This is a genomic window from Methylobacterium sp. Leaf91 (genome assembly GCF_001422815.1).
Lineage (GTDB): Bacteria > Pseudomonadota > Alphaproteobacteria > Rhizobiales > Beijerinckiaceae > Methylobacterium.
Window position 1 is genome coordinate 195,908 of record NZ_LMMP01000023.1, and the last position, 25,411, is coordinate 221,318.

24 protein-coding genes and 1 pseudogene are annotated in these 25,411 nt (G+C 64.3%); 19 read left to right on the top strand and 6 right to left on the bottom strand.

Translation table 11 applies throughout. The annotated features are described in order from the left end of the window. Window positions 1-252 precede the first annotated feature (252 nt). From ASF32_RS15590 to ASF32_RS24655, 3 genes are all read left to right on the top strand, one after another. The gene (locus ASF32_RS15590) at window positions 253-1,599 is read left to right on the top strand and encodes an Nramp family divalent metal transporter (protein WP_056430127.1); all 1,347 of its coding nucleotides are present in this window, start codon (window positions 253-255) and stop codon (window positions 1,597-1,599) included. A 364-nt stretch (window positions 1,600-1,963) separates the two neighbouring features. Next, window positions 1,964-3,169: a carbohydrate porin gene (locus ASF32_RS15595; protein ID WP_244478094.1), complete on the top strand. Its 1,206-nt coding sequence runs from the start codon at window positions 1,964-1,966 to the stop codon at window positions 3,167-3,169. A gap of 518 nt (window positions 3,170-3,687) precedes the next feature. Then, on the top strand, window positions 3,688-3,864 hold the full coding sequence (locus ASF32_RS24655; RefSeq protein ID WP_003599466.1) for a DUF1328 domain-containing protein: 177 nt from the start codon (window positions 3,688-3,690) through the stop codon (window positions 3,862-3,864). Between the two features lie 147 nt (window positions 3,865-4,011). Here the strand turns inward: ASF32_RS24655 and ASF32_RS26590 are convergent, their stop codons facing one another. Continuing rightward, window positions 4,012-4,248, bottom strand: a complete 237-nt coding sequence (locus tag ASF32_RS26590; protein WP_082470391.1) for a NepR family anti-sigma factor — start codon at window positions 4,246-4,248, stop codon at window positions 4,012-4,014. 180 nt (window positions 4,249-4,428) lie between these two features. On the opposite strand from ASF32_RS26590, the gene ASF32_RS15605 reads away from it, so the two are divergent. Next, window positions 4,429-5,229, top strand: a complete 801-nt coding sequence (locus tag ASF32_RS15605; RefSeq protein WP_056430130.1) for a response regulator — start codon at window positions 4,429-4,431, stop codon at window positions 5,227-5,229. Between the two features lie 964 nt (window positions 5,230-6,193). Here ASF32_RS15605 and ASF32_RS24660 read toward each other — a convergent pair. Continuing rightward, window positions 6,194-6,388 (bottom strand): KGG domain-containing protein, encoded by a 195-nt coding sequence (locus ASF32_RS24660; protein WP_082470393.1) that lies wholly within the window; start codon window positions 6,386-6,388, stop codon window positions 6,194-6,196. A gap of 326 nt (window positions 6,389-6,714) precedes the next feature. Between ASF32_RS24660 and ASF32_RS15615 the strand changes: the two genes are divergently transcribed. Continuing rightward, on the top strand, window positions 6,715-7,158 hold the full coding sequence (locus tag ASF32_RS15615; RefSeq protein WP_056430138.1) for a cyclic nucleotide-binding domain-containing protein: 444 nt from the start codon (window positions 6,715-6,717) through the stop codon (window positions 7,156-7,158). A 10-nt stretch (window positions 7,159-7,168) separates the two neighbouring features. Here ASF32_RS15615 and ASF32_RS15620 read toward each other — a convergent pair whose 3' ends face one another. After that, window positions 7,169-7,612, bottom strand: coding sequence for a VOC family protein (locus tag ASF32_RS15620; RefSeq protein ID WP_056430142.1), 444 nt, complete (start codon window positions 7,610-7,612; stop codon window positions 7,169-7,171). A 639-nt stretch (window positions 7,613-8,251) separates the two neighbouring features. Here ASF32_RS15620 and ASF32_RS15625 point away from each other — a divergent pair. The 7 genes from ASF32_RS15625 to greA all read left to right on the top strand — a co-directional run bounded on the left by ASF32_RS15625 (window position 8,252) and on the right by greA (window position 16,041). Beyond that, window positions 8,252-8,929: a L,D-transpeptidase gene (locus ASF32_RS15625; protein ID WP_056430145.1), complete on the top strand. Its 678-nt coding sequence runs from the start codon at window positions 8,252-8,254 to the stop codon at window positions 8,927-8,929. A 355-nt stretch (window positions 8,930-9,284) separates the two neighbouring features. After that, window positions 9,285-11,963, top strand: coding sequence for a pyruvate, phosphate dikinase (ppdK, locus tag ASF32_RS15630; protein WP_056430148.1), 2,679 nt, complete (start codon window positions 9,285-9,287; stop codon window positions 11,961-11,963). Between the two features lie 209 nt (window positions 11,964-12,172). Next, a complete protein-coding gene (locus tag ASF32_RS15635; protein ID WP_156467845.1) occupies window positions 12,173-12,430 on the top strand; it encodes a hypothetical protein in 258 nt (85 codons plus the stop codon). 223 nt (window positions 12,431-12,653) lie between these two features. Then, window positions 12,654-13,625: a cell wall hydrolase gene (locus ASF32_RS15640; protein WP_200919155.1), complete on the top strand. Its 972-nt coding sequence runs from the start codon at window positions 12,654-12,656 to the stop codon at window positions 13,623-13,625. Between the two features lie 207 nt (window positions 13,626-13,832). Next, a complete protein-coding gene (locus tag ASF32_RS15645) occupies window positions 13,833-14,438 on the top strand; it encodes a hypothetical protein (protein ID WP_056430154.1) in 606 nt (201 codons plus the stop codon). 112 nt (window positions 14,439-14,550) lie between these two features. Then, window positions 14,551-15,537, top strand: coding sequence for an MDR family oxidoreductase (locus tag ASF32_RS15650; protein WP_056430160.1), 987 nt, complete (start codon window positions 14,551-14,553; stop codon window positions 15,535-15,537). A gap of 42 nt (window positions 15,538-15,579) precedes the next feature. Further along, window positions 15,580-16,041, top strand: coding sequence for a transcription elongation factor GreA (greA, locus tag ASF32_RS15655; protein WP_056430530.1), 462 nt, complete (start codon window positions 15,580-15,582; stop codon window positions 16,039-16,041). 1 nt (window position 16,042) lies between these two features. Here greA and ASF32_RS15660 read toward each other — a convergent pair whose 3' ends face one another. Further along, window positions 16,043-16,915 carry a LysR family transcriptional regulator gene (locus tag ASF32_RS15660; protein ID WP_082470395.1) on the bottom strand — a complete coding sequence of 291 codons (873 nt, stop codon included), beginning with the start codon at window positions 16,913-16,915 and terminating at the stop codon, window positions 16,043-16,045. Window positions 16,916-17,059: 144 nt separating this feature from the next. On the opposite strand from ASF32_RS15660, the gene wrbA reads away from it, so the two are divergent. Beyond that, window positions 17,060-17,659: an NAD(P)H:quinone oxidoreductase gene (gene wrbA / locus ASF32_RS15665; RefSeq protein ID WP_056430536.1), complete on the top strand. Its 600-nt coding sequence runs from the start codon at window positions 17,060-17,062 to the stop codon at window positions 17,657-17,659. A gap of 192 nt (window positions 17,660-17,851) precedes the next feature. Here the strand turns inward: wrbA and ASF32_RS15670 are convergent, their stop codons facing one another. Next, the gene (locus ASF32_RS15670) at window positions 17,852-18,844 is read right to left on the bottom strand and encodes an L-threonylcarbamoyladenylate synthase (RefSeq protein ID WP_056430164.1); all 993 of its coding nucleotides are present in this window, start codon (window positions 18,842-18,844) and stop codon (window positions 17,852-17,854) included. Window positions 18,845-19,031: 187 nt separating this feature from the next. On the opposite strand from ASF32_RS15670, the gene ASF32_RS15675 reads away from it, so the two are divergent. From ASF32_RS15675 to ASF32_RS15700, 6 genes and pseudogenes are all read left to right on the top strand, one after another. Beyond that, window positions 19,032-20,798, top strand: coding sequence for an acyl-CoA dehydrogenase (locus tag ASF32_RS15675; RefSeq protein WP_056430167.1), 1,767 nt, complete (start codon window positions 19,032-19,034; stop codon window positions 20,796-20,798). A gap of 80 nt (window positions 20,799-20,878) precedes the next feature. Further along, window positions 20,879-21,637: an enoyl-CoA hydratase-related protein gene (locus ASF32_RS15680; protein WP_056430170.1), complete on the top strand. Its 759-nt coding sequence runs from the start codon at window positions 20,879-20,881 to the stop codon at window positions 21,635-21,637. A 38-nt stretch (window positions 21,638-21,675) separates the two neighbouring features. Further along, window positions 21,676-22,485, top strand: a complete 810-nt coding sequence (locus ASF32_RS15685; protein ID WP_056430538.1) for an SDR family NAD(P)-dependent oxidoreductase — start codon at window positions 21,676-21,678, stop codon at window positions 22,483-22,485. Window positions 22,486-22,495: 10 nt separating this feature from the next. Continuing rightward, complete coding sequence (locus ASF32_RS15690) at window positions 22,496-23,362, top strand: NAD(P)-dependent oxidoreductase (protein WP_056430174.1); 867 nt, start codon at window positions 22,496-22,498, stop codon at window positions 23,360-23,362. Between the two features lie 10 nt (window positions 23,363-23,372). After that, a complete protein-coding gene (locus ASF32_RS15695; protein WP_056430177.1) occupies window positions 23,373-24,377 on the top strand; it encodes a magnesium transporter CorA family protein in 1,005 nt (334 codons plus the stop codon). A gap of 85 nt (window positions 24,378-24,462) precedes the next feature. Then, window positions 24,463-25,220 (top strand): annotated as a pseudogene (locus ASF32_RS15700) (SOS response-associated peptidase). Between the two features lie 17 nt (window positions 25,221-25,237). On the opposite strand, the gene ASF32_RS25985 reads toward ASF32_RS15700, so the two are convergent. Beyond that, window positions 25,238-25,393: a hypothetical protein gene (locus ASF32_RS25985; protein ID WP_200919147.1), complete on the bottom strand. Its 156-nt coding sequence runs from the start codon at window positions 25,391-25,393 to the stop codon at window positions 25,238-25,240. Between the last annotated feature and the right edge of the window lie 18 nt (window positions 25,394-25,411).

A 25,411-nucleotide genomic window follows, 5' to 3' on the forward strand; every position in this document is an offset into this window, starting at 1 on the left:
TGGAGGAGAAGGGCTTCGCAACGGGGCAGACCACCGAGCCGCATGAAACCTTTGGTTGAGTTGACGCCTCCCAGGTCGCGAGAAGACGTCCCGCGGCACGGCGTTTTGAGCACGCCATGAACACACGCTGCCACACCGGTGGAGACGGAGACGCCCCCGCTATCTTAGCCTTTGTTTTCCATTATAGCCGATGCTATATGGCTCGCAGGGTGCAGTGCGGCATTCGTGATTCGGCTCGTCGGAAAACGCGGTATGGACAGGCTCAACGAGGATCGGGCGTGGCGCTTCAGCCGCGACACGCAGGAACAGCCGAGCCTCGGTCGCATGAACGGCAGCGTACCGGTTCTCGCGAACGGGAGCTGGCTGCGACGCCTGCTGGCCTTCCTGGGCCCCGGCTACATGATCTCCGTCGGCTACATGGATCCGGGAAATTGGGCCACCGACATCGCGGGCGGTTCGCAGTTCGGCTACACGCTTTTGGCCGTCATCCTGCTTTCCAACTTGATGGCGATCGTGCTGCAGGCCCTCTCGGCCCGTCTCGGCATCGCCACCGGCCGCGACCTCGCCCAGGCCTGCCGTGATCATTATCCACGGCCCGTCAGCTTCGTCCTATGGATCGCCTGCGAAGCCGCCATCGTCGCCTGCGACCTGGCCGAGGTCATCGGCACTGCCATCGCCCTCAAGCTGCTGTTCGGCATCCCTCTCGTCATCGGCGCGATCATCACCGCCCTGGACGTCTTTCTGATCCTGCTCCTCATGCGCCGCGGGTTTCGCGCGCTCGAAGCGTTCGTCATCGCGCTGCTGCTGGTGATCTTCGTATGCTTCGGCATACAGATCGCCCTGGCCGCGCCTCCGGTCCAGGCCGTGCTCGCGGGCTTCATCCCCTCGTCGCAGATCGTCACCAATCCGGCCGCGCTCTACATCGCCATCGGCATCATCGGCGCGACCGTGATGCCGCATAATCTCTACCTGCACTCGTCCATCGTACAGACGCGAGCCTATCCACGTACCGAGGAGGGGCGTCGCGGCGCCCTGCGGTTCGCGGTCACGGATTCGACCATCGCGCTGATGCTGGCGCTCTTCGTCAATGCCGCGATCCTGATCATGGCCGCCTCGGTGTTTCATGCCACCGGGCGAACGGACGTGCAGGAGATCGAGCAGGCTTATGAGCTGCTGTCGCCGTTGCTGGGGGCCGGCATCGCCTCCACCTTGTTCGCCGTGGCGCTGCTCGCTTCGGGACTCAACTCCACCGTCACCGCGACGCTGGCCGGCCAGATCATCATGGAAGGCTTCCTGCGCCTGCGTATTCCCGACTGGGCTCGGCGCCTGATCACGCGCGGCATCGCCATCGTGCCGGTCGTGATCGTGACGGGACTCTACGGGGAAGAGGGCACGGCCCGATTGCTGGTGCTGAGCCAAGTCGTTCTGTCGATGCAATTGCCCTTCGCCGTCATCCCCCTGGTCCGCTTCGTATCGGACAAGCAGAAGATGGGTGCGCTCGTCATTCCCGCTTGGCTGAAAATCCTCGCCTGGGTGATCGCCGCGATCATCGTGGGCCTCAACGTCAAGCTTCTGGTGGATACCGTCAGCGGCGCCTGAACCAAGTCAGTCATCGCCGGTCTTCTTGAGGGAAGGGCGGAGTACAGCGTTTCCGACCGTTACCGACCGGGCTGCCCAGCGGGCCCGGACGCAAAAACTTTATCTAAAAACATAGCATAGGCTATACTATCGAGGTCAGGCGTCGATGATCAGCAGAAGGGCTTTTCGGAGGTGGCGGGTGGGATTGGTGGGCACTTTCGCCGTGAACCTCGCTTACCCGATCGCCTCGCCCGCTTGGTCGGAACCCTCGGCGACAGGAGCCCTAGACGATCGCCCGGCGCAGTCCGCCGCTCTGGACGACGACCGACCGCCCTCGATCCAACCCTCACTCGGTACATTCGGCGATCCCGGCGGATTCCGCCGAATGCTGGCGCCGCGCGGCATCACCTACAACCTGCTTTATACGAACGAGGTTCTGGGCAACGTCAACGGCGGGGTGAGGCAAGGGCCGATCCATGCCGGCAAGTTCGAGGCGGCGATCAGCGTCGATCTCGACCGGTTTGCCGGTTGGAGGGGCTGGAGCGCGTTCGCCAACGTCTTCCAGATCCACGACACGGGCGGCCTGCGTGATCGCAGCTTTCATCGCCTGATCACGGTGAGCAATATCGAAGCCTATCCCTCGACACGCCTTTCAGAACTCTGGCTGGAGCATGCCTCGGAGGACCAGCGCTTCAACTTTCGGATGGGGCAACTCGTGGCGGATGGCGAGTTCTTCGCCTCCGAAACCGGAAAAATCTTCCTGAGCAACGATTGGCCGACCATCACCGGAGCGAACCTACCAAGTGGCGGCCCTGCCTATCCCCTATCGACTCCCGGACTTCGGATGCGCTGGACGCCCAACGCCTCAATGAGCGGGCTTATTGCGGTGTTCAACGGCGACCCCGGCGATCAGGCCAGCGTCAACCGGACCGGATTGAATTTTCGCCTGAACGATCCGCCGCTGCTGATGGGCGAGATCCAGCTTCGTGCAGTACCCGGCCCGAGCGGGCTCACTCGAAGTGTGAAACTCGGAGGATATGAGCATTTCGGGCGTTTCGACGATTACCGCTACGACCGGAGTGGGCTTTCCCTGGCGAGCATCCATAGCAGCGGATCACCGCGCCGACATGGTGGAACGAGCGGCGCCTATGCGGTGATCGACGCGCAACTCTACCGACCGGAGGGCGCTGATCAGGCCGACGGCGTGGCCGTTTATGCCCGCCTATCCGGCAGCCCGTCGGACCGGAACCTCATCGGCCTTTGGGCGGATGGCGGCATCGTTTTCTCGGGGATGGTGCCCGGCCGGCCGGAAGACACCTTCGGCCTCAGCTTCATCTACGCGCGTATCGGCAACCATGCCCAGCGCTACGACCGGGACCGATTGTCTTTCGACACTGACTTCCACCCGGTCCGCAGCTACGAAGCCTCTATCGAACTGACATATCAAGCAGTAGTGGTGCCCGGTTGGACGATCCAACCGGACATCCAGGTCGTCATCAATCCCGGCGGGGGTATCGCAGACCCCACGCGCCCGAACCAACGGGTCAAAGGTGGCGTGGTGCTCGGACTACGCTCCACACTCACCTATTGAGCGCACTGTATCAGCGCCGATCGTTGCGACGGACGCGGACCGGTACGGGCTGGGGAGCAGGCGACCCATTTTCGATCGCCTCTACGACTCCGCGAGCGGCCGCAGCGACCGCATCGAGAAGGCGTCGTGCAAGGGATGCGGCCAGCGACTCTCTCATCAGAATGTATCCGTGTTCGGGAACAGGTGACGAACGCTACATCGGACACCGGGTTCCACATCAGCGTCAACCACTATGTGGGTCGTCACTCCCGAAACCGACAAGAGTCTCGCCGATATGACGCATGTGAGCACTGCGCTGGGCAACGGATCGTCTCGGCGCAATCCGGGCCAGGACGATGTTCAGATCTTTTCCAGGGTGCGTCGGCGTGTCTGTCTGCGCTTCCGCGACCCGCTGGTTTCGCCTCGGTAACCAATCGTGACCGCTTTGTGTCAAAGTCAGGAACCGGTCGGATAACTTGGCGTTATTGATGTCATGAGGTCGCGGCACAGGTCGCACCAGCTTCACAAGGATCGAGACCATGCTTGGTTGGGCTGTAACATTTCTCGTCGTGGCCCTCGTGGCCGCTCTGCTTGGTTTTGGTGGTATTGCCGGCACCGCGATGGAGGCCGCAAAGCTCGTCTTCTTTGTAGCCATCGTTCTGTTCGCCATCTCGGCCGTCATTGGCCTGATGCGCGGCCGCTCGCCGACACTCTGACGATTGGACGTGTCGGTGCAGTCAGACCGACAACCCAGACACCAAGAAAGCCGCCGGATCGCTTCGGCGGCTTTTCTACGAAGCGAAGACCATCACACACTCCACCCGTGCCGGTGCACACTTTAGCGCTGAGGCAGGTGAGTTAAATTATTTTTCATCGAAGGGCTGACCGGAGGCATCGTCCATCCGGGCGATGAGATCTCGAAAGCGATCCGGAACGGGTTGCTGGACAATCGTGTCGTACATGGCACGCAGATGCATGCCGATCCGTTTCTGGGTGAGGTCACTCAGGCTGTGAGTTTCGGGGCTATGTAGTTTCGGCTCACGTTCCAGCTCCAATCGCGTCTCCGCCAGGGAGATGCGGACCGTTTCGTCCTCGTCCATTCGGTTATCCCCTTGATGCCACGCAGTGGCATCGCCGCGATTGTTTTGCGGCTTGACATAAGTCATGGCTGCACCTGCAACGCAGCGCGATACAAACGGTTCCGGGCTCGCGGAACACAGCCCATCGAACCGCGTTATGGCGGTGGCGACCATAAAGAACGGCAGTGCCAAGGGGATCTAATGTCGACAGCTCAACTCGTCGTGCAACATCTGCCGTATCTGCGCCGCTACGCGCGGGCACTGACCGGCAGCCAGGTCGCCGGCGATGCCTATGTGGCCGCCACGCTGGAAACGCTCGTCAACGAGCCGGACACGCTCGGACGCAGCACCAACGTCAAGGCGGACCTTTTCCGAGTCTACACCCGCATCTGGAATTCCCTCTCGGTCAACGGCCAGAGCGATCAGGTTCAGCATGATCTACCGGCCGAAGTTCGGCTGGGGCAGATCACCCCGCTGCCGCGCCAGGCGTTCCTGCTGTCGTGCCTCGAAGGCTTCTCCGAAGAGGACGCTGCGGTAATCCTGGAAGTCGACGTGACACAGGTGCGTGACCTCGTCGACGAAGCGGGACGCGAACTGGCGGCCGACATGGCCACGGAAATCCTCATCATCGAGGACGAGCCGCTCATTGCCATGGACTTGGAAGCCCTGGTCGAAGGGCTCGGCCACAACGTCATCGGCGTCGCCCGGACACGGACCGAAGCGATCAAGATCGCATCAGAGGGATCGCGTCCTGGTTTGATCCTCGCGGACATTCAGCTTGCCGATGGCTCTTCGGGGCTCGACGCGGTGAACGATCTGTTGAAGACATTCGAGGTGCCGGTGATCTTCATCACCGCCTATCCCGAGCGCTTCCTCACCGGCGAGCGGCCCGAGCCCGCCTTCCTGATCGCCAAGCCGTTCCAGCCCGCCAACGTTTCGGCGGTGATCAGCCAAGCTCTGTTCTTCCAGCAGAGCGCCCGTCGCCGCGAGAAGACCGCCTGATCGTCCGACAGTCACAGACATCACCGGCGAATCAGAAAGCCCCGATCCTCGATCGGGGCTTTTCCGTTTTCGCTCGGTCAACCGATCAATAAAAACGGGCCGGACGAATGTCCGACCCGTGAAAAGTTTCCGGCCAATGCACAAGGGGAATGCGGGGGGAGGACCAGGCGGCCGGGTGATTTGGTAACGAACTTGATGCAACAGGGTTCCAAAAAATGCGGCTTCGGCCATTTTTACCACGCGCGTGGTTTTTCCGCCACGCGCCTTAACGGGAGGTACCCGGGTCCCGGAAAAATGTTTGCAACAACGAGCCCGTCGTTTACTGGCCGTAAAGTTTTTAGACCAGTCAAGGAACTCGCGACGATCAGGTCGCGTTGTCCAGCATCCTGTCAAGCTCCGGTTGGAGATTACGACAATGCTTCGGTCTGGATTGATCCTGAGTGTCGGTGGACCGGCTGCCCTCCTGACGATGCTTGTCTTGCCGGTCGTTCAGCGCGAAGCAGACCGCTGGTCGCATCCCGTTGCGACGAGCCAGCAGGCTCCCGCGAGCTTGACGCCGGCCATCATTCACTCACCGGCGCAGATCGGTGGAAGCGACATCGCCGTGCTCCGTGTGACGACGGCGGTCTCGAATGAGCGCAGGGCACCGGCGTTCTCGTCGGACCAGGATACCGTGTCAACGGAAAAGCCCGTGCTGAAGCCTCGCAGAACCATGAGGGATGGTTGTGAGGGAGCAATCAGCTCTTTGGCCGGCCCGGAAGCACGCCGCATGATCCCAGGCCGCTGCATCGCGTAAGCAACAGACCGACACTGAACGTCGAGACCCGCAAGCCCTTCGTTGATGACGGAGGGCTTTTTACTGTTGCGCCTAAAACGGCGGACGAATTAGATATTCGGTCGCCTCAAACAAGAAAGGCGCGCACCGGATCTCGGTACGCGCCTTGTCTCTTCCAACAAATGGAGTTTAGTCTTCGCCGGACCGGCCAGGTGTGGTCGACTGACCGCCCTTGCGTCCCGCGGACGAAGCAAGCTCGCGATCCTGAGAAAACGATCGCTTTTCCGCCGGAACACTCCGTCCACCTTTGCTCGCGATCTCGCGTTGCCGCTCCAGATCCATCGATGCAAAACCTCGCTTTGAGGTAGAATTTCCTGATGCCATCAGCGCCTCCTCAGCATGTGGTTCTCGAAGATGACAACCTTCGCCAATATCGATGGTTCCTCGGCCAACCTTGCTGAAGACAAATGCCTGCCGCCATTTAATCCATGCCGGCTGGTCATTGCGAGAAAGCGCCTGGATACCGCGACAACCCGCCTCAGATGCAACGAATCATCGACGGTGACGTATGTCAGCGCGCGAGGCCGCCCCTCTTCGCCGTGAGAATGCGCAGGGCTGGACAATGCCTGGGCAAACCGCATGGATGCGCGGGATGAAGGCGCCCATCGGTCGGCGTCTTCCAGCGGAGCGCTCAGAATGGTCGTCCCATCATGACCCTCGACACCGAGGTCTCGTCACTCCGACAGGTGCCGCTCTTTCGCGGAGTAGAACCGTCCCGCCTGAAGCTCCTGGCCTTCACCAGTGAGCGGGTGCATTTCGAAGCGGGGCAACAGCTCTTCGCCCGCGGCGATGTGGCGGATGCCGCTTATCTCATTCTCGACGGTTCAGCCGCCGTCACCATCGACGGGCCGTTCGGCCCATTCCGGCTCGCCCTTCTCGGGGCGAACGCGTTGGTCGGCGAAATGGGCATCCTGGCCGACCAGCCGCGCTCTGCCACCGTGCAGGCCGACACAGCGATCACCGCCTTGCGGATCGACAGGACGGTGTTCCTCGAATTGCTGGCTCAGTTTCCGCAAATCAGCATCGCGGTGATGCGTGAACTCGCCCTGCGTCTCGAACATACGAACCAGCAGCTGGCGGAACGGCGCAGCTGAGGCGGCACCGTCAATCCGTCGGATAGGTGATGAATTCCATCAACGAACCATCGGGGTCGCGAAAATAAACGCTGATCCCCGTACCGGCGGCGCCATTGCGCTCGACAGGACCGAGTTCGACGGGGACGCCCTTCGCCGCGAGATGCGTGAGCGCGTCGTCGATGGACCCCGACCACCGAAAGCAAAGATCGCTGCCGCCCGGCATCACCGGACGTTCGGCCAGCGGAGTCGGCGACAGGCCGGGGCCGTGGACGTTCAATTGAACGCCGCCGAACCGATAGGCGAAGCCCTTCCCGCGAGCGATCACCTCCGCGCCCAGCACGTCGCGATAGAAGGCAGTCGAGCGCTCCCAATCGGAGACGTGGATGACGCAATGGTCGAGATGAATCGCCGGCGCGAGGTCGGCGAGGGGCTCGTCGACCTCGGTCGTGGTGAAGGTTTGCGTATCGGCCATCGCGTCGTCTCGGTTTCCGGCGGCCCTGCCGCATCGGGGTCGAGCATGCCCCGCCCGGCCCGGCGGAGCAACGCAGCTTGCCTCACCGCATCGACCAGACTCAACCTGAGATAAAGTTATCGAGCTCGAGAAGGGCAACTCAACCGGGAACACCACTCGATGGGATGGGAGCCCTAACCGAAAGTTCGGTTTCAGGGCACACTCGAGATCGCGATGCTTGTCGTCCGCATGTACGGCGCCCCGGAGACCATCGTTCGTCACGATATCAACGCAACGTGAAGATGGGACAGCGGCCCAGCCTTCGACATTCCGTAGCTCCGCAGCCTCGTCCTCGGTGGGCGGGCCGATAGCGATGGGATCAGCCTGACGGTCGATGTCGCGAAAGACCCGAACCTGCGGGCCGGGCTCGGAACGACATTCCCAGTGATCAGGCCTTCCTGCCGGCACACAGCTTGAGACGAGCGAGCGGGACGGAAAACGGCTCGGCGTCAGCGTGCCGAACGATCAAGATCAGCTGAGCCAGACGAGCTGAATCCGCGAGCACTGCCTCTCGTAAAGCGGAGATGGCGGGCATGTTCCCTCCGTCTGCGGCGTGAAAGACACAACATCGTCGGCCATCGGACGGTAGTCATGAGGGCAATGATCCGCCCGACGACCACTTTCGTGGAGCCCTCAATGCATATCCGCCGTGTCCTTCTCAGCCTGCTCGTCATCGCTCCATTGGCCGCATGCAATTCTCGTGGGCCCATGACCGTGGCGCAGGATGACGAGGCCGCTTGGTATACGGGTTCGATGCCGGATAAGCCTTACGACGTGCCGCTGGTGGATACGTCGCGGCTCGATCCGAAATATCGTCGGCAGGTCGTTCGCTATACCGGGGCGGAAAAGCCGGGCACCATCGTGGTCGATATCGACAACCGCCAGCTTGCGCTGGTGCAGGAGGACGGTACGGCCCAGCAATACGGCATCGGCGTCGGCAAGCTCGGCTTCTCCTGGAAAGGCGAAGCGAAGGTCGGACGAAAGGGCGTGTGGCCGGATTGGAGCCCCACCACCACGATGGTCTCCCTCAACCCCGACCTGCCGAGGACCCGCAAGGGCGGGGTGGACAATCCGCTGGGGGCCCGCGCCCTCTATCTCTACCAGAACAATCGGGACATCCTGTTCCGCATCCATGGCACCAACGAACCCTGGAGCATCGGTGAGCAGATGTCTTCCGGCTGCGTCCGCATGCTGAACGAGGACATCGTCGATCTGTTCGAGCGCGTCCCCGTCGGCACGCGGGTGCTGGTCAAGCGCAACGGAAAATATCGCGCCTGAATGCCAAGCCAAGCCGTCGGCATGGCGGGTTCGACCCACGTTCCTGGAGTTTTGGAATGCGGTTTCGTGCGAATGACGGGTGATGTTCACCGGGTCATTCGATGATGCCGCCCGATCCCCGTCGGGGGGCCTCAGCAACCAGCCACGAGCCGACAGATAGACGAATCAGCTTCTCGCTCGTCGAGCATAGGCAGGAAGATGTCTTAACCCTGTGTCATGATCGCATGACAAATCCGGCTGCCCGTTACGCGTGATGACCGGCTAAGGGCCGTTCATCTTGCATTGCAGCATGCAATGGTTCAACGGGGCATCTAGGGGTATGACATCCCCGATTGTTGCAAGCGGATCATTGGCGATGGCGAAGTGGGTCTACTCGTTCGGCGACGGCAAGGCGGAGGGTCAATCCTCCATGCGCAACCTCCTCGGAGGCAAGGGCGCAAACCTCGCCGAGATGTCCAATCTCGGTCTCCCAGTGCCTCCGGGTTTCACCATCACGACTGAAGTCTGCACCTGGTATTACGACAACGATCGTCAGTACCCTGCGGAACTGAAGGCCGAGGTCCAGGCCGCGCTCGATGCTGTCGGAGCTCTTACCGGCCGCGGCTTCGGTGACCCGAAGAACCCGCTTCTCGTCTCGGTCCGCTCCGGTGCTCGCGCTTCCATGCCGGGCATGATGGACACGGTGCTGAATCTCGGCCTGAACGACACCACCGTCGAAGCCCTGGCCGAAGGCTCCGGCGATCCGCGCTTCGCCTACGATTCCTACCGCCGCTTCATCACTATGTACTCGAACGTGGTGCTCGATGTGGAGCACCACGCCTTCGAAGAGGCGCTGGAGCATTACAAGGAGACCAAGGGTTTCAGCCTCGATACCGAACTCGGTGCCGAGGACTGGAAGCATATGATCGGTCTCTACAAGAAGATCGTCCGCGACGAGCACGGCGCCGACTTCCCGCAGGGTGCCGAAGACCAGCTCTGGGGCGCCATCGGCGCGGTGTTCAGCTCGTGGATGATTCCGCGCGCCAAGAAGTACCGCGAACTCAATAACATCCCCGAGAGCTGGGGCACGGCGGTCAACGTCCAGGCCATGGTGTTCGGCAATATGGGCGACACCTCGGCCACGGGCGTCGCCTTCACCCGCAACCCCTCCACCGGCGAGCGCGCGCTCTACGGCGAGTTCCTCATCAACGCCCAGGGCGAAGACGTGGTGGCGGGTATCCGCACCCCGCAGGACATCACTGAGAAGGCACGGATCGAGGCCAAGTCCGACAAGCCGTCAATGGAGCGGGCGATGCCCGAATCCTATGCCGAGCTGGTACGGATCTATGGGCTGCTCGAGACCCATTACCGCGACATGCAGGACATGGAGTTCACCATCGAGAGCGGAAAGCTCTGGATGCTCCAGACCCGCAACGGCAAGCGCACCGCCAAGGCGGCTCTGCGCATCGCCGTGGATCTCGCCGCCGAAGGCTTGATCACCGAAGAGGAGGCGATCGGCCGGGTCGAGCCCGCCGCCCTCGACCAGCTGCTCCACCCCACCATCGACCCGAAAGCCGAGCGCAAGATCATCGCCTCCGGCCTGCCGGCATCGCCCGGCGCGGCCACCGGCGAGATCGTGTTCAATTCCGAGGATGCCGAGGCCGCCCGCAAGGCCGAGCGCAAGTGTATCCTCGTGCGGATCGAGACGAGCCCCGAGGACATCCACGGGATGCACGCCTCCGAGGGCATCCTCACCACGCGCGGCGGCATGACCTCGCACGCCGCCGTGGTCGCCCGCGGCATGGGCAAGCCCTGCGTCTCGGGCGTCGGCACGATCCGAGTCGATTACAAGGCCGGCACCCTCACGGTGGCGGGTACGACGCTGAAGGCCGGCGACAAGATCACCATCGACGGCTCCACCGGCCAGGTCCTCCTCGGCGAAGTGAAGATGCTGGAGCCGTCGCTTTCCGGTGAATTCGCGACCCTGATGGGCTGGGCCGACAAGGTCCGCACCATGAAGGTGCGCACCAATGCCGACACGCCCACCGATGCCCGCGCCGCCCGCAACTTCGGGGCCGAGGGTATCGGCCTGTGCCGCACCGAGCACATGTTCTTCGAAGGGGACCGCATCGTCGCCGTTCGCGAGATGATCCTCGCCGACGACGTCGAAGGCCGCCGTTCGGCCCTGGCAAAGATCCTGCCCTATCAGCGCCAGGACTTCGTCGAGCTGTTCACGATCATGTCGGGCCTGCCGGTGACGATCCGTCTGCTCGATCCGCCGCTGCACGAGTTCCTGCCGCATACCGATGCGGAAGTGCAGGACGTCGCCAAGAGCACCGGCGTGTCCGAGGAGAAGCTCCGCCGCCGGATGACCGAGCTGCATGAGTTCAATCCGATGCTCGGCTTCCGTGGCTGCCGCCTCGCCATCGCCTTCCCGGAGATCGCGGAGATGCAGGCCCGCGCCATCTTCGAGGCCGCCGTCCAGGCCGCCAAGGAGACGGATGCCCCCGTCACCGCCGAGATCATGGTTCCGCTGGTCTTCACCCAGATGGAGTTCGACATCGTCAAGGCGCGCATCGACGCCATGGCGAAGGCCGTCACCGACGAGACCGGCGCGACGCTGTCCTATCAGGTCGGCACCATGATCGAACTGCCGCGCGCAGCCCTTCGCGCCGGGGACATCGCCAAGACCGCCGAGTTCTTCTCCTTCGGCACCAACGACCTGACACAGACCGCCCTCGGCATCTCACGCGATGATGCCGCGACGTTCCTCGGGGCCTATACCCAGAAGGGCATCCTGTCCGCCGATCCCTTCATCTCGATCGATCAGGAAGGCGTGGGCGAACTCGTTCGCATCGGCGTCGAGCGGGGCAGGGCGGTCCGCCCCGACATCAAGCTCGGCATCTGCGGCGAGCATGGCGGCGATCCGGCCTCGATCCATTTCTGCCAGGAGGTCGGGCTCGATTACGTCTCCTGCTCGCCCTATCGCGTGCCGATCGCGCGCCTTGCTGCGGCCCAGGCAGCCCTCGCGACGCGGGACAAGACTCGCGGCTGAGTGCCGGTCCTTCAGGACAGGAAGACCTGAAAGGGCGGCCGATGGCCGCCCTTTTTCGTCGCGCTGCGCCAGGAGAAATGTCGTTGAATAAATCTCCGAAGACCCCTTGAACCGATGTCGCTTCGGCACGTTGAGTGCTAGTGCCAGACCAAAGCGCGACGACGCTCCCGGCTGGGTGGGATGGCTTTGAACGCGCGGGAACGCCGACCATGAGCGACTCGAGCCAACCCCCTGTTTTTCTCTCTGAAACCTCGCATGCCGTGCCGGTACCGCGGGTCGTCCAGCAGGCCTATTTCTGGGTCGTCTCGGCGCTCGGCGGCCTTGCGACCATCGCCCTTCTCGTCTTCGCTGTCGCGACCCAAAGCAATACTGATGCAGAGCGCATCGCCGAAACCAAGGGACGCTCCAGCATCAATGCTCTCGTAGGCGCCCTAGCGGTCACACACGGCCGGCCCGGAAGCCTTTAAGAGACGTGTTGCAGGTTTTCGTGCGGGCCGATCAAGGTCTTCGCGGCACGCGATCCCGCGCGTCATCTTAAGACACTCGCAACCATAACGCCCGATAGTTTGGATCGTACCTTCTGCTCCCCCATGCGCGGCGACAGTGAGGTCAGGTCCTTAACCGGGTTGTTTGGTCGTGAGTACGAAACGCGTTCGCCGCCCTAGCCAACGGCCCTGGTTTCGCGCCTCCATGGTGCCCTGGACCCTCGCCCTGGGCTTCATCGTCTCCTTCACGGCAAGCGCCGGAACCGACCCTTCCGCCTCCGGTCTGACGGGACAGGGCGTGGCCAGGATCGCCCTGCGGCTCCCCCACGATACGCCGGGAATCCGCCGCCGTGTCGATGCGAAGGCGACGGAGCGGCTCTATCCGAACCACGAGGCAGGCGCCGGCCAGATTGGGAGAGCGCCCGTCGTCAACGTAAACCTTTCGGGCAGCGATGCGGGAATGCTGGTTCCCGGCTCCGCGATCTGGTCGCCAGACCTGGAGCCGAATTCCGGCTTCACCCTCCCGCAGGAAGCGGCCAGCGACGACGAAGGCGATGAGCCCTCGGACGGTGCCACACCCGCCATCCCGCGCGCCGTCGCCTTGTCGTCGACGACACCGGCCCCGGCTGATGCCACGCCCATCGAAGTCGCGGCGGCGAGCCTGATGATCCCCGGCTTCTCGCCAAGGAAAGACTTTGCACCGGGCATCGCCGACGCCACCCCCGAGGACGCCCGGCATCGCTATGCCGACCTGATCGGCCCCGATTCCATCGATCGGGAACAACGCTGCCTCGCCGAGGCTGTCTATTTCGAAGCCCGGAGCGAGCCCGAGGACGGTCAGGCCGCCGTGGCCCAGGTGGTTCTGAACCGCGTCAAGAGCGGCCTCTACCCGTCGAATGTCTGCGGTGTCGTCTACCAGAACCGGCATCGCTACATGGGCTGCCAGTTCTCCTTCGCCTGCGAAGGCAAATCGCTGCGCATCACCGACGGCCCGTCCTGGCAGAGCGCCAGCCGCATCGCCAGCGCGGTCATCGAGGGGCGGACCTATCTCAGCGAGGTCGGTGGCGCCACGCATTATCACGCCGATTACGTAAAGCCGGGCTGGTCGAGGCGCCTGAAAAAGATGGACGTGATCGGACGCCACATCTTCTACCAGCTCAAGCGCGGTCAGACCTGAATCCGGTTTAACGCCCCGTGAATCGACATCGCACGCTTTACTTAAGCAGAGTGAAAATTGCGTAGTCTTAAGCCAGGGTTAATTTTACCCTGATCTGCAATACAGCTTGCTCCGAGCGCAACTTGACCGCCTCTAATACGTCGAGGGGTGTGTGCCGTCATGGGCCGCACGCCAATCACATCGCGTTTTAGAGTCGAGGATTTCATCATGACCGCGCCGGTCGCCCATTTCACGCTGTCCGCCTTCGCCCTTGCCGGCGCCTTGCTCGGTACCTCGATTCTCGCGACATCGGCCCAGGCCGGAGGCTGTGGCGGCGCCGAATGCTACCGTCACGTCACTACGCCGCCCGTCTACGACACCGTCTCCGAGCGCGTGCTCGTTCGCCCGGCGCGGACCGTCTACCGCTCCATTCCCCCGGTGTTCGAGACTGTCGCCGAACAGGTCCAGCTCTCCCCAGGCGGCCGAGTCTGGCAGACACGCAGGGACGCCTACGGCCAGATGATCGGCTGCTGGGTCGACGTTCCGCCGCGCTTCGCAACGCGCCATCGCCGGATTCTGGCCCAGCCCGGCCAGACGATCCCCGAGACGATCCCTGCGGAATATGCCAGCGTGCAGCGCACCGTTCTGGTCTCGCGCGGACGGTCGGGCTGGGTGCCCGCTCATGGAGGTGGCTATCGGAGCGGCTATGCCGGCTCCCCCCGCGCTCCTCTGATCGGCTCCATTCCCGATGCGTTCGGCATCACCGGTGCGAGTTCGGCCGATGTCGGTGTCGGCCTCGGCTTCTCCACCGGCAGCATTTACGACGGATATTGATCTGATCCGAGGCGACATCGTCTCGGCCTCGGGCGTCTCACCGCCCGGGGCCGTCTTGATTCAGGGCGCCCTCGACACAGGTCACCTTCGAGGCGAGAGGAGACCGGCGGATATGGCGACGTTCAAGGCGTGGGTGATCGAAAAGAGCGAAGCGGGACAGAATCTCCGCTTCACGGATTTCGACGAAGCAGATCTCATGGACGGCGACGTCACCGTGCGGGTCACGCATTCGACCCTCAACTACAAGGACGGATTGGCCATGACCGGCCGTTCGCCCGTCGTGCGACGTTTCCCGATGATCCCCGGCATCGACTTTTCCGGCATCGTGGAGACTTCGGACCATCCCGACTACAAGTCCGGCGACGCCGTGGTGCTCACCGGCTGGGGCGTCGGCGAGAGCCATCTCGGCGCCTATGCCGAGCGAGCGCGGGTGAAGGGCGACTGGCTCGTGCCGTTGCCGGATGGGCTGAAGCCCGAAGAGGCGATGGCGGTGGGGACCGCCGGCTATACCGCCATGCTCTGCTTCATGGCCCTCGATTCCCACGGCCTCACCCCTGCCGACGGCCCCGCCATCGTTACGGGTGCGTCCGGCGGTGTCGGATCAGTCGCCGTGGCGCTGCTAGCCAAGGCTGGATGGCATGTCATCGCCGTGACTGGTCGTTCGGGCGAGGCGGATTACCTGACGTCGCTGGGCGCTGCCGAGATCATGGACCGGAGCGAGCTCGCGAATCCCGGCAAGCCTCTGGCGAAAGAGCGCTGGGCAGCGGGCATCGATGCCGTCGGCTCGACGACGCTCGCCAATCTCCTCGCGTCCACCAAGGCCGACGGTGCTATCGCGACCTGCGGCCTCGCCGGAGGCATGGACCTGCCGACCTCGGTGGCCCCCTTCATCCTGCGCGGCGTGACACTGTTCGGCATCAACAGTGTCACCACCCCGTTGCCAAAGCGCAGGGAAGCCTGGGCGCGGATCGCGCGAGACCTCGACCGAAGCCTCCTCGCCAAAATGACGAGCACAGTGCCACTCTCGGAGGTGGGAACGCTCGCCGAGGAAATCCTCGAGGGGCGGACGCGTGGCCGCACCGTCGTCACCATCGGGTGACCCGGAGCGGAACCGTTATGCTTGCGGAGCATTGCCGTCTTCATGAGCAGTGCATTTGTCAAAGAGCGTGAAGGCGGAGAAGCGTTTGAGGATCTTCCCGATCGCCCCATCTCGCCCCACACCAATTTCGTCACCCCCCAGGGTCTCGCCCAGCTGGAAGCCGAAGTCGCTCGGCTGCAGTCGGAATTTTCCGCGCTGACGCCTGGCGCCAAGGCCGATGAGGCCCGCGTCACCCGTGAACTGGCCTATTGGACCGCGCGTCTCGGCTCGGCCGAACTCGTCGAGCCGATGGATGGTGAGACGGTCCATTTCGGGTCGACGGTCTCGATCCTGAAAGAGGACGGTGCCAAGCAGAAATTCCGCATCGTTGGCGAAGACGAGGCGGATCCGACCAAGGGCTCGATTTCCTACGTTTCACCGATGGCGAAGGCTCTGACGGGGAAAAGCGTGGGCGATACCGTCGAGGTGAACGGCCACGAAATCGAAATCGAAGCCATCGGGTGAATTAGGAACCGATCCCTTCGATCAATGGCCGCATCGCCGCGATTTCGGTGGCGATGACATCCATGAGCGCTCTGACCCGTGGAGCATGACGCAGTTCGGCGTGGGTCAGAACCCAGAGCGAGGTCGCGAGTTCGGGTTCGTTCTCTGAAAGGCGGAACAGGGTCGGACGAGTATCCGCCTCCCAGCGCGGTAGCGGTCCGATACCGCACCCGGCCTCGATCGCCTCACGCAGGCCCAGCACCGTGTTGATCGAAATGGCGACGTTTCCCGCCGCGATGCGGGACTTCGCGAAGGCGGCGAAGCGTCCGCCTGCCACGGTAGCGCTCGGATAGACCCATGGACTGTCGGCCATAGCGCGACCCACGTAATCCTGTGTCCCGTAGATGGCCCAGTTGCTGGTCGCTAAGCGTCGTCCGACGAGGTTGGGCGGCGGTCGATCACTGGCTCGGATCGCCACATCGGCATCCTTGCAGAGATTGAGCGATCCCTCGGCCAGAACGAGTTCGAGGCGGATACGCGGGTAGCGTCGTCGAAACCCCGCGAAGATCGGCATCAGGACTCCGGTTGCGAGGCCCGCCGGTGCGGTGATGCGCACATCACCGGCAGGCTCCGACGATTGGCCCGCAAGTTCACGGTTGAACTGCGCGACAGTGTCATCCATCCGACAGGCGGCGAGGATCATGGCGCGACCCGCCTCAGTGGGAGCATAGCCCGACCGGTGCCGCTCGAAGAGCCGTGCCTGGATCGACGACTCGATGGCAGAGAGGCGGCGGAACGCAGTCGAATGATTGATGCCGAGATGATCGGCGGCACGGGTCAAGCCACCCTGCTCGGCGATCGCGCGCACGAGGCGGAAATCGTCCCAATCGGCCACGCAGCACCCCATCGAACCGTTGCGACCTTGCATTGACGCAAGACGAATTTTGCAGAGTAGGGCATTTCCGCAAGGCCCGTCCTCACCGATATCGGCCACTGCACAAAGCTGCGTTGCGGCGTTTTTCGATCTGGAGTGAGAATGATGGCGAAGGTTCTGGTCCTCTATTACTCGTCCTGGGGACATGTGGAGCAGATGGCGAACGCCGTCGCTGAGGGTGCCCGCGAAGCCGGGGCCGATGTCAGCGTCAAGCGTGTCCCGGAACTCGTTCCCGACGAGGTCGCCAAGCAGTTCCACTACAAGCTCGACCAGCAGGCCCCCATCGCCACCGTGGACGAACTGGCCGATTATGATGCGATCATCTTCGGTACGCCCACACGCTACGGCAACATGGCTGCCCAGATGAAGCAGTTCATCGACCAGACCGGCGGCCTATGGGCGCAGGGTAAGCTGGTCGGAAAGGTCGGCTCGGTCTTCACATCCACAGCGTCACAGCATGGCGGCCAAGAGACGACACTCACCAGCTTCCACACCGTGCTCCTGCACCACGGCATGGTCATCGTGGGATTGCCCTATTCTTTCCCCGGCCAGAACGGTGTCGAGCAAGTGAAGGGGGGCACGCCCTATGGTGCCTCGACGATCGCCGATGGCGATGGAAGCCGTCAGCCGAGCGGTGTCGAACTCGATGGTGCCCGGTACCAGGGCAAGCATGTCGCCGGCATCGCCGCCAAGCTCGCCGTCTGAACGACGTCGGGTCAAGAACGAGCCTCGCACATGGTGCGAGGCTCGTTTGGTCGTTCACCAATTGCACACAAGAAAAAAGGCTCGGACGAATCCGAGCCTTGAAAGGGAGAAGGTCATTTGGGGGCTGAACTGACCTTCGTGATCGTTGAACGCCTTCGCGCCGACTCGGTTCCCTGAAACCGAGAAATAATTTCAGCGGGGCGCCGCCGCCCGGCGTAGCCTGTCGTTGATCGCCTCGCCGAGGCCCGTCCGGGGGATCGGAGCGACCGCGATGGTCCCGGTGCCGGCGGCGTCCAGATGGCGTAGAGCGGAGAAGAGAGCGGACGCTGCCTCTTCGAGGCTGCCGGTCTCACTGAGGTTGAGGCGCACTTTCGCTGCGTCCGTACCGGGCGGTACATCTCGCCCGAACAGCAGAACCGCCTCATCCGGCTCGATCCGCAACGCATCCAGTCGCACGGCCGCCCGAGGGGCGTAATGCGAAGCGAGGAGACCGGGGCCGATCGGTGCCTCGCCAGGATGGTCTCCGGTATCGAGGGCAAAGCCCAACATGGCTTCCGCCACCTCCCGCGTCACACCGCCGGGGCGGAGCAGGCGTGCCCGACCGTCGAGACAAGCGATGACGGTGGATTCCAGGCCGACCGAGGTGCTCCCGCCATCGAGGATCGCGGCGATACGACCGTCGAGATCGGCGAGGACATGCTCGGCTCGCGTCGGGCTCACACGTCCCGACCGGTTGGCAGAGGGCGCCACCACCGGTCGCCCGACCTTCTCCAGAAGGGAGAGGGCGACGGGGCTGGCCGGGACGCGCAGGGCCACGCTGGGAAGACCGGCGCGGCCGAAGTCACTGACCGTCCCCCCCGGGGCGACCGGAACGACGAGGGTCAGCGGTCCCGGCCAGAACGCGGCCGCGAGACGCAGGGCGATCTCGTCGAAGACGCCTTCGCGACGGGCCGCGTCGAGACCTCGAACATGGGCAATCAGGGGGTTGAAGCTCGGGCGATTCTTCGCCGTGTAGATCCGCGCGACGGCATCGGAGTCGGTGGCGTCGGCGCCGAGCCCGTAGACGGTCTCCGTGGGAAAGGCGACCAGAGCGCCCCCGCGAAGGAGATTCGCGGATCGCTCGATTCCAGCCTCGTCGATACCGAGCATCAAGGTCTGGCCGGGGATTGACGCGAGATCGTTCATATCTAAACTATCTCCTGCCCGGATGACGTGCGGCGTCGTGCGGTGTGCCGCTCCAGCGACTGCCTATCCCCGCGATGCGGTCTTGCCTATGCCTATCGGCGAACGACGTGACCGACCTGTCGCCGGGTCGGCTCGTGCACCAAACACAGGGTGAAGCGTCGCTCGAGACGACGCGGGAGATACGTCCATGAGCTATCGCACGCCGGTTGCCGAGATCAGCTTTGCCTTGCGCCATGTCGCTCGGCTCGATGCCGCCATCGCCTCGGGCGCCCATGGCGACCTGACGTTGGAGGACGCTGACGCGATCCTGCACGAGGCCGGCCGGGTGGCCGACGCCGTGATCGCGCCCCTCAACCCCATCGGGGATCGTCAGGGCGCGCGCCTCGAGGACGGTGCCGTGACCACGTCGCCGGGCTGGCCCGACGCGTATCGCACCTGGATCGAGGGCGGTTGGAACGGCCTGAGCGCCGAACCCGAATATGGCGGTCAAGGGCTTCCACTGCTCCTCAACGCCGCCTGCAGCGAGATGTGGAATGCCGGCAGCATCAGCTTCGCGCTGTGCCCGCTCCTGACGGCCGGCGGGATCGAAGCGCTGACGAAACACGGTTCCGAGGACCTGAAGGAGCGCTATCTCGAAAAACTCGTCTCCGGCGAGTGGACCGCCACGATGAACCTCACCGAGCCCCAGGCGGGTTCGGACCTGTCCCTTTTGCGCAGTCGCGCCGAGCCGGCGGGGGACGGGAGCTACCGCATCGTCGGGTCGAAGATCTACATCACCTATGGCGAGCACGACATGGCGGACAACATCGTCCATCTCGTCCTCGCCCGGCTGAAGGACGCCCCGGCCGGAACGCGCGGCATCTCCCTGTTCCTGGTGCCGAAGATCCTTCCCGACGGCAGCCACAACGACCTGCGCTGCTCGGGGCTGGAACATAAGCTCGGCATTCATGGCTCGCCGACCTGCTCGATGGCCTTCGGCGATAACGGCGGCGCCACGGGCTGGCTGATCGGCGAGGAGAACCGTGGCCTCGCCTGCATGTTCACGATGATGAATTCGGCCCGGCTCAATGTCGGGCTGCAGGGGGTGGGCGTCGCCGAACGGTCGTACCAGCAGGCGCTGACCTATGCCCGCGACCGGCGCCAGGGCAAGGCGGCGGGCTCGTCCGATCCCGTCAGCCCCATCGTCGAGCATCCCGACGTGCAGCGGATGCTGCTGACGATGAAAGCCTATACGGCGGCCGCCCGCGGCATCTGCTACCTCACGGCCGAAGCCCTCGATGCCGCGCGCGGCTCCGAAGGCAAGCAAGCGAACGACCGAGCATCGTTGCTGACCCCCGTGGCCAAAGCCTTCTCCACCGACATCGCCAACGAGGTCGCTTCGCTGGGCGTCCAGGTCCATGGCGGCATGGGCTTCGTCGAGGAGACGGGCGCGGCACAGCACATGCGCGACGCACGCATCCTGGCGATCTACGAGGGCACCAACGGCATCCAGGCCATCGACCTCGTGGCGCGCAAGCTGCCGCTGAATGGCGGGGCCACCGTGCGGGCGCAGCTGGCCTCCATGCGTCGCGTGGCGGAGGCGGTCCAGAAGGATGCGACCCCCGCTTTCGGCCATCTTGGTCCGCGCCTGCGCGCCGGGATCGAAAGCCTCGACCGGGCGACGAGTTTCCTGCTGAAGGCCCTGGCCTCGAACCGTCCGGAGGAGGCCCAGGCCGGAGCGACGCCGTATCTGCGCCTGTTCGGCCTCGCACAAGGCGCGACCTGCCTCGCCCTTGCGGCGCTCGCCTCGAATGCCGCCCTCAAGACTGGCGAGACCGATCCCGCCCACGGCGCCCGCATCGCCCTGGCGCGGTTCTTCGCCGAGAACCTGCTCCCGGCGGCGGGCGGGTTGGAACAAAGCGTCGTCGATGGTGGCGGGTTCACGCAGGACGGTATGCTGGCCTTGGCGGGGTGAGCACGAAGACCCTCCCCCTCTGCGGGGGAGGGTGCCTGTGGAGCAGGCGGGAGAGGGATCGCCGGAAAGCGAGGACACACATGACCGAGCACATCGCGATCCATGACACATCGGACGGCGTCCGCCTGATTCGCCTCGACCGGCCGGACAAGAAGAACGCGCTCACCGGCGCGATGTACGACGCCATGCGGGACGCGCTCGCGCGGGCGGATTCATCGGAGAGCATCGGCGCCATCGTTTTCGCCGGGGCGCCGGGCGCGTTCAGCGCTGGCAACGACCTCGCCGATTTTGTCGCCGGCGCGCGACGGCCTTTCACGGAAGCACCCGCCCTGCATTTCATCCGGCAGCTCGCTCGGACCGCCACGCCGATGGTAGCGGCGGTGGACGGGATCGCCGTTGGGATCGGCACGACGCTGACGCTGCATTGCGACCTCGTCTATGCCAGCCCGGCGGCGCGGTTCCGGATGCCGTTCGTGGAACTCGGCCTCGTGCCGGAGGCGGCCTCGTCCTATCTGCTTCCGCGACGGGTCGGGCTCCTGAAGGCCACCGAACTCCTGCTGTTGTCACAGCCCCTCGATGCCGACGAGGCTCGGAGGCTGGGTCTCGTCAACGATGTCGTCGCATCCGACCTTCTGGAGGATCACGCCATGGCCCAGGCCGCCCGCCTCGCCGGATTGCCACGGGGGGCGGTCGCGGCGACCCGCAAGCTCATCCGGGGTGACCAAGCCGACGTCGAGGCCGCATTGGAAGCCGAGGCCGTGGCCTTCGAAGAACGCTTGCGAGCGCCCGAGGCGCAGGAAGCCTTCGCGCGCTTCCTCGGGAAAACGAAAGCGCCGTGAGCAGGAATGCGCCCGACCTGAGCAACGCGATCTGCCTCGTGGCCGGGGCTTCGCGCGGCGTCGGACGGGGCCTTGCACGTGGATTGGGCGAAGCCGGCGCCACGGTGATCGTCACGGCACGATCGAGCGAGACGGGGCCTCGCACCGAGGGTAGGCCGGAGACGATCGAGGATACGGCCCGTGCGGTCGATGCCGCAGGCGGCCACGGCCATCATTACATCTGCGACCATACCAGCGAGCGGGAGGTGGATCGCCTCGTCCAATGGGCTTTGCGCCGCTTCGGGCGGATCGATGTCGCGGTCTCCAGCGTCTGGGGCGGCAATGAGGGTTTCGACGGCGAGCGCTACGCCGATGGAGTAGAATGGGGCACCCCGTTCTGGCGACGCTCCGTGGAGCCGCTCTCGTCCTTCTTCGAAACCGGCCCATTACCGGCCCTGCTCCTGGCGCGTGCGGTCGCCCCCGCCATGGTCTCTGCGAAACGGGGGCTGATCGCGTTCGCCTCGTTCGATACGCAGCCCGGCTATCTGGGCGACGTGTTCTACGACCTCGCCAAGGCGACGACGAACCGTCTCGCTTATGCCTGCGCCCACGACCTCGCACCCCATCGCGTGACGGTGCTCGGGCTCTCACCGGGTTTCGTCGGCACGGAGCGAGCCCGCGACAACGGCCATGCCGACCGGGCAACGGAGAGCCCGCTCTATGCCGGCCGTGCCCTGGCGGCCCTGGCCGCCGATCCCATCGTCCATGCCCGTACCGGGCACATCCTCCATGCGGGCGATCTCGCTGCGGAATACGGCTTCACCGATCTAGACGGCACGCAGCCGCCGCGTTTTCAAATTGGACCATGAGGAAACGGGCATGACGGATTTGAACTCCCTGGCGGGAAAGACCCTGTTCATCACCGGGGCCTCGCGCGGCATCGGCCTCGCCATCGGCCTGCGCGCCGCGCGCGATGGCGCCAACGTCGCCATCGCCGCGAAGACCGAGACGCCGCATCCCAAACTCGAAGGCACCATCCATACGGCGGCGGCGGCCATCGAGGCGGCGGGCGGGCGGGCCCTGCCGCTCCTCGTCGACGTGCGCGACGAGGCCAGCGTCGCCGCAGCGATCGCCCAGACGGCGGACACCTTCGGGGGGATCGATATCGTCGTGAACAATGCGAGCGCGATTTCGCTCACCCGTACGCCGCAGACGGAGATGAAGCGCTTCGACCTGATGCACCAGATCAACACCCGCGGCACCTACATGGTCTCGAAATATGCGATCCCCTACCTGGAGAAGGCAGAGAACCCGCACATCCTGATGCTGTCGCCGCCCCTCGACATGGCGGAGAAGTGGTTCGCGCCGCATCTCGCCTACACGATGGCGAAGTTCGGCATGTCGCTCTGCGTACTCGGCCTCGCCGGCGAATTGCGTCGCCAGGGCATCGCCGTGAATGCCCTTTGGCCGCGCACAACCATCGCGACGGCTGCCGTACGGAATCTCCTCGGCGGTGAGGCGCTGATCCAGGCGAGCCGCAAACCGGAGATCATGGCGGATGCCGCCCATGCGCTGTTTCTCAAGCCTTCCCGCGAGGTCACCGGCCGCTTCCTCATCGACGACAGCTTCCTCGCCGAGCAAGGTGTCACGGACTTCACACAATACCGCGTCACACCCGGTATACCCCTTGCGCCGGACTTCTTCGTGCCGGATGCGAACACACCGCCTTCCGGGGCCCTCGCCTGAGACGTAACGCGTGATTTTCATCCATCAGCCGATCGCCGGCCCCGGGCACATCCTGCTCGATCGCCGTCCCCTCGAACTGCAGGACCCCATTCCCGACGAGACCGTCTGGCTCGACATGATCCGCCCTACGCGGGAGGAAGACCTCAAGGTCGAGGCCTTCATGGGCATCTCGGTGCCGACCCGCGAGGAGATGAAGGACATCGAGCCCTCCGAACTCCTCTATGTGGAGGATGGGGCGCGCTACATGACGGGGCGCGTGCTGAGCAAGGTCAGCGACGCGGACGAACCGGGGCTGGCCGGCATCACCTTCATCCTGCGCGGCAACCGCCTCGTGACGGTGCGCTACGAGGAGCCGCAGGCTTTCCGCATGTACACCCAGCGGGCCGGCCGCTCGACCGGCAACGGGCCCTCCGCCGCTCCGTCGGGCGAGACGATCCTCGCCGGGCTGATCGAGACCGTGATCGACCGAGCGGCCGACGTGCTTCAGCTCCAGGGCGAGCGGATCGACCGGCTCTCGGGCAAGATCTTCGAGGAGAAAGAGGACCCATCGGCCCGCAACACCGCCCTGCAGGACACACTCCGGGCACTCGGACGCCTGGGAGACCTGATCTCGAAGCAGCGCGAGAGCCTGGTCTCCATGGAGCGCATCCTGCTCTCACTCTCCGCGACCTACCGCACCACCAAGGCGCCGCGAGAGTTGCGCGAAGACGTCCGCTCGACCCTGCGCGATCTGCAGTCGCTGGAGGAGCACGCGACCTTCCTCTCGTCCAAAATCCAGTTCCTGCTGGACGCGACGCTGGGTCTCGTCAATCTCGAGCAGAACAACATCATCAAGCTGTTCTCGGTGATGGCGGTGGTGTTCATGCCGCCGACCCTCATCGCCTCGATCTACGGCATGAACTTCAAGGCAATGCCCGAGCTCGACTGGAACTTCGGCTATCCCATGGCCGTGGTGATGATGGTGGTGGCCGCTGTACTGCCATACGTGTTCTTTCGCTGGAAGAAATGGCTGTAGGACGGAATGGACCTCGAGCGATCTCGGACCATCGATACGTCGTCCCGGAAGAACCCGGCCGCCGGCGATAAGCGGGGGTAGCGACATGTGCGGTCGCTTCCTCATCCAACAGGATCCGAACGTCTTCCGGGCGTTCTATGGCTATCCCGAGCAACCGAACTTCCCGCCGCGCTACAACGTGGCGCCGACACAGCCGGTGCCGATCGTGCTGGCGGAACGCCGAGAACGGCACCGGCTGTGCGCTGGGGCTTCCTGCCGAGCTGGCTGAAAGACCCGAAGGGCTTTCCGCTCATCATCAACGCGCGCGTCGAGACGGTGCTGGAGAAGGCGACGTTCCGCGGGGCTATCCGCCACCGCCGCTGCGTCTTCCTCTCCGATGGATTCTACGAATGGCGCCGGGAGGGAACCGGCAAGACCATGACGCGGACGCCCTACATGATCCGTCGGGCGGACGGGGCGCCGATGGCTTTCGCGGGCGTGTGGGAGAACTGGCTCGGGGCCGACGGGTCCGAGATCGACACCGCCGCCATCGTCACCACGGGCGCCAACGGCACCATGGCGGCGGTCCATGACCGTATGCCCGCCATCTTGTCGCCCGATGCCATCGCGCCCTGGCTCGACCATCTCGGCACAGGACCGGAAGAGGCGGCCGCGCTGTGTCGGCCATGCCCCGACGAGTGGCTAACCCTCGATCCGGTCAGTGCGCGGGTCAATGACGCCCGCAATGAGGGCGCGGACCTCGCCGTCCCGGTCGGTCGTGCCGGACCGACCCCGATCGCGAACATTCCACCGAAAGACCGCCCGCGATCGAGTGATGAGGATGCGCAAGGAACCCTGTTCTGATCGGGACCCGCAGGTGCTCAGTTCCGGGGAGTGGACGAGGCGCGCTCTTCGGCACCATTGCGGTAGTCGCTATAGACATCGAGCAGGGCCCAACCAGCGGTCAGGAGGGAGAAACCGGCAATGGCCGTGACGAGGGCTGCGGAAACCAGCATCTTTGCGGTGAAGACGTCCACGACGAAGAATCCTGAATG

Coding starts and splice junctions, on each gene's coding strand:
- ASF32_RS15590 (WP_056430127.1), top strand. CDS start 253: ATGGACAGGCTCAACGAGGATCGGGCGTGGCGCTTCAGCCGCGACACG.
- ASF32_RS15595 (WP_244478094.1), top strand. CDS start 1,964: ATGCTGGCGCCGCGCGGCATCACCTACAACCTGCTTTATACGAACGAG.
- ASF32_RS24655 (WP_003599466.1), top strand. CDS start 3,688: ATGCTTGGTTGGGCTGTAACATTTCTCGTCGTGGCCCTCGTGGCCGCT.
- ASF32_RS26590 (WP_082470391.1), bottom strand. CDS start 4,248: ATGGACGAGGACGAAACGGTCCGCATCTCCCTGGCGGAGACGCGATTG.
- ASF32_RS15605 (WP_056430130.1), top strand. CDS start 4,429: ATGTCGACAGCTCAACTCGTCGTGCAACATCTGCCGTATCTGCGCCGC.
- ASF32_RS24660 (WP_082470393.1), bottom strand. CDS start 6,388: ATGGCATCAGGAAATTCTACCTCAAAGCGAGGTTTTGCATCGATGGAT.
- ASF32_RS15615 (WP_056430138.1), top strand. CDS start 6,715: ATGACCCTCGACACCGAGGTCTCGTCACTCCGACAGGTGCCGCTCTTT.
- ASF32_RS15620 (WP_056430142.1), bottom strand. CDS start 7,612: ATGGCCGATACGCAAACCTTCACCACGACCGAGGTCGACGAGCCCCTC.
- ASF32_RS15625 (WP_056430145.1), top strand. CDS start 8,252: ATGATCCGCCCGACGACCACTTTCGTGGAGCCCTCAATGCATATCCGC.
- ppdK (WP_056430148.1), top strand. CDS start 9,285: ATGGCGAAGTGGGTCTACTCGTTCGGCGACGGCAAGGCGGAGGGTCAA.
- ASF32_RS15635 (WP_156467845.1), top strand. CDS start 12,173: ATGAGCGACTCGAGCCAACCCCCTGTTTTTCTCTCTGAAACCTCGCAT.
- ASF32_RS15640 (WP_200919155.1), top strand. CDS start 12,654: ATGGTGCCCTGGACCCTCGCCCTGGGCTTCATCGTCTCCTTCACGGCA.
- ASF32_RS15645 (WP_056430154.1), top strand. CDS start 13,833: ATGACCGCGCCGGTCGCCCATTTCACGCTGTCCGCCTTCGCCCTTGCC.
- ASF32_RS15650 (WP_056430160.1), top strand. CDS start 14,551: ATGGCGACGTTCAAGGCGTGGGTGATCGAAAAGAGCGAAGCGGGACAG.
- greA (WP_056430530.1), top strand. CDS start 15,580: ATGAGCAGTGCATTTGTCAAAGAGCGTGAAGGCGGAGAAGCGTTTGAG.
- wrbA (WP_056430536.1), top strand. CDS start 17,060: ATGGCGAAGGTTCTGGTCCTCTATTACTCGTCCTGGGGACATGTGGAG.
- ASF32_RS15670 (WP_056430164.1), bottom strand. CDS start 18,844: ATGAACGATCTCGCGTCAATCCCCGGCCAGACCTTGATGCTCGGTATC.
- ASF32_RS15675 (WP_056430167.1), top strand. CDS start 19,032: ATGAGCTATCGCACGCCGGTTGCCGAGATCAGCTTTGCCTTGCGCCAT.
- ASF32_RS15680 (WP_056430170.1), top strand. CDS start 20,879: ATGACCGAGCACATCGCGATCCATGACACATCGGACGGCGTCCGCCTG.
- ASF32_RS15690 (WP_056430174.1), top strand. CDS start 22,496: ATGACGGATTTGAACTCCCTGGCGGGAAAGACCCTGTTCATCACCGGG.